The 3,236-nt window shown below is 55.7% G+C and carries 1 protein-coding gene and 2 pseudogenes; all 3 read left to right on the forward strand.

The features are described from left to right. Positions 1–531, forward strand: a pseudogene (locus HMPREF2712_RS09100) (siroheme synthase); the annotation flags it as partial. Positions 532–745: 214 nt separating this feature from the next. Beyond that, complete coding sequence (locus HMPREF2712_RS00510) at positions 746–2,794, forward strand: superoxide dismutase (protein WP_083323925.1); 2,049 nt, start codon at positions 746–748, stop codon at positions 2,792–2,794. A 38-nt stretch (positions 2,795–2,832) separates the two neighbouring features. Further along, positions 2,833–3,236: pseudogene (locus HMPREF2712_RS09105) on the forward strand (superoxide dismutase); the annotation flags it as partial.

The raw sequence follows: 3,236 nt of genomic DNA on the forward strand, positions 1-3,236 counted from the left end.
ACGCGCCGCGATGTGACGGTGGCGCTGTACCGCCTGGCGGGTTCCCCGAAGGTTGAACTGCCTGCAACCAGTCCTTATGCGGATGTGGCAACAAGCGACCCGGACTACGCCGCGTACATTTGGGCTCGTCAGAAGGGCATTACCTTCGGCTGGATTGATGGTAAGTTCCACCCGGAGGTGAAGCTTTCGGCCCCGTCGACGGTGGCGTTCCTATATAGGTATCAGAAGGCGATGGGTCAGGCCATTCCGAAGGCGCCGACCTCTCCCTCGCTGCCGAAGAGCAGTAGCCTGCCGGGCAATAATGACGCGCTCCGGAGTACTACCGGCTGGGAGCATAAGGCTCTTAAGGGTGCCGCTTTCTGGAGTGAGGTTCAGTGGGCTGTTGATCACCGCGTGTGGGGTTACGCCGTGTGGGATCACGGCGTTGACAAGGAACACGTTTATGAGGGCTTTGATTATTCTTTCGTTTCCTCTGGTGATTTGGCGTTGATGCTGTACCGCTTGGAGCACGGCGGTAGCCACCTCAAGTAGCGCCGGGTCGTGGTGAGTGAGGTAACCGGTGGGCTGGGATGCTCGACGTAGTTCGACTTTTCAGCCCGCCGGTACCGCCCCTCCTATTCGTTTCTCCAGAACGCTTCTTCTCCCCTGTTGAGGGTTTTCTTTTCACGCTTTATCCGCTCAACTTCTTCACTCACTTCATCTACTCACTCACTTCAATCACCGTATAAATTTTGTAGATGGGATTATGATGTCTTCATTCTTCGCCCCACGAGGTGCCCCGCACCACTCCGATACCCCGCGCCACCCGGCGAGCACCCGTGTGCTCAGCCTTTCCCTACTGCTGGGTTTGAGCCCGCTTGTCGGCGTCACGCCGGCGGCACTCGCAACACCGACCAAGGCGGCACCTGAGCAGCAGGCACAACCGGCACAGGCGACCCCCGCCTCCCCCGCTGCAACTCAAGAAGATGCTGACGAACCCACGTATTCGCTTCCGAAGGTAGATGAATCTCGCCATCCTGAAATGGAAGGGTTTAAAGTCTCTCCCGAGACTCTCAACATTACTCGAGGCGGCACCGTAACGCTGACGACGCCTCCGCTCAGTGCTGAATTCCGTCAGAATTACGAATTCTACGAATTTTCTCTGGTTGATCGCGGTTCTTCGTACTTCAAAGCCGCGCATGCCCGCATTGACGGATATGCCTACTTTGGTTACCTCTTTGACCGTGACCCCAACCCGAAGCAGATGGTAGAAAACTCAGACGGGAGCTACACCTTCTTCCTCAATATTGGGCCGTACATTATTGAGGCTAATGAAGGCACTCTTTTCGACGTCATTTTGACGTACCACAAGAAGGGCCACCGGGAGGATTTTTGGCCGTCCGAATTCCGTTTTGTGGCGCGTGCACCTATTAATGTTGTGCAGGACCCTAAGCCGACTGAGACGACGTACATTTTCAGTGTGCCCGCAATTGATGACCCGTGGAAGGATACGACTCTGACGATTGAGGGGTTCCATATCCTTACGAGCGGTAGTCGAGAGGGCAAGGATGGCCCCGCGCTTCTGGCTTTTTATGAAGTCGACCCGAAGACCGGAAAGATTGTAGGCGAACCAGAATTCACCACTCGGATTCCGTACCCGGCTTCCCGTAGTGGAGAGCGCGTTTATTTCCTGAATTGGCATTTTAAGACGTCTATTACGATTCCTGGGGGAACGCTTAAGCCGGGTAAGGTCTATAAGATTGGTTTCTACGGTAAAGACCGTCCGGAGGATGAGAATTACCCCGGTGAGTTGCTGAATGATGTTGCAGATTTCATCCCGGTACGTTCGCTTAATAAGGAATCGGCTAGCCCTGAGATGTTTCTGAAGGCTACGACGGTGAGCCCTTATGATGAGGAAAATATCCTTCAGGTACGCGCCGTCGGCTTGAAGAAGCAGCCTGGGGTCTCTTACCGTTTCTCGATACAGCATGTTGACGCGCAGGGACTTCTGGCCGGTCAGAAAACGCTGGTGCAGGAGATTGCTGCTGAGAACATCCATGACGGCACGGTGGATGAGAAGCTGAACGTCCCCGGTGCGCCGCTGAATTATGACGGCTCGTACAGGCTCTTCTTGGAAAAGGTGACTGCCGGCAAGGACGGTACGGTTGAGTCGGTTGAGCAGCTTACTTCGAAGGATCTACAGCTGCAGTTTACGAAGAATAAGGAGGTCAACGCCGCCTGGGCATGGTTTAAGCGCCGTCAGGTTCTTCCTGAGTTTTCTTCTTTGAGTGAGGGACGCGATATGACGCGCCGCGATGTGACGGTGGCGTTGTACCGCCTGGCGGGTTCCCCGAAGGTTGAGCTTCCGGCGACGAGTCCTTATGGAGATATCGCTCCGGATGATCCGGACTACGCCGCGTATATTTGGGCTCGTCAGAAGAGCATTACGTTCGGTTGGGCGGATGGGAATTTCCACCCGGAGATGAACATGCACAATTATTCGACGGCGGCGTTCCTGTATAGGTATCAGCGTTCGCGCGGTAAGGTGTCTCCCGGCTTGCCGACTGCCGCACCGCAGTCTCGTAACGGTAGCCTGCCGGGGTCGGATGAATCTGAGGTGAGCGCTAACCCATGGGTTCTGGATTTGGAGGAGGGTAGCGCTTTCTGGCGTGAATCTCGGTGGGCTGTTCAGCAACACATTTGGGGCTACACCGGGGGTTGGGAACACGAACGCTTTTTCATGGAGACAACGTCCGTCTATGACTTGGCGTTGATGCTGTACCGCTTGGAGCACGGCGGTAGCCACCTCAAGTAGCGCCGGGTCGTGGTGAGTGAGGTAACCGGTGGGCTGGGATGCTCGACGTAGTTCGACTTTTCAGCCCGCCGGTACCGCCCCTCCTATTCGTTTCTCCAGAACGCTTCTTCTCCCCTGTTGAGGGTTTTCTTTTCACGCTTTATTTGCTCAACTTTTTCACTTGCTTCATCTACTCACTCGCTTCATTCACCGTACAGTTTTTTGTAGATGGGATAATGATGTCTTCATTCTTCACACCACGAGGCGCCCCGCCGCGCTCCGATACCCAGCGTCACTCGGCGAGCGCCCGCGCGCTCAGCCTATCGTTGCTGCTGGGCTTGAGTCCGCTTGCCGGTATTACTCCGGCGGCGCTGGCAACACCGGCACAGGCTGCACCTGAGCAGCAGGCAGCACTTCAAGCAGCACCCGTGCAGAACGCGCCCGTGCAGGGTGATAAGCAGGA

Source organism: Rothia sp. HMSC064F07 (genome assembly GCF_001837265.1).
In the GTDB taxonomy this organism is placed as follows: domain Bacteria; phylum Actinomycetota; class Actinomycetes; order Actinomycetales; family Micrococcaceae; genus Rothia; species Rothia mucilaginosa.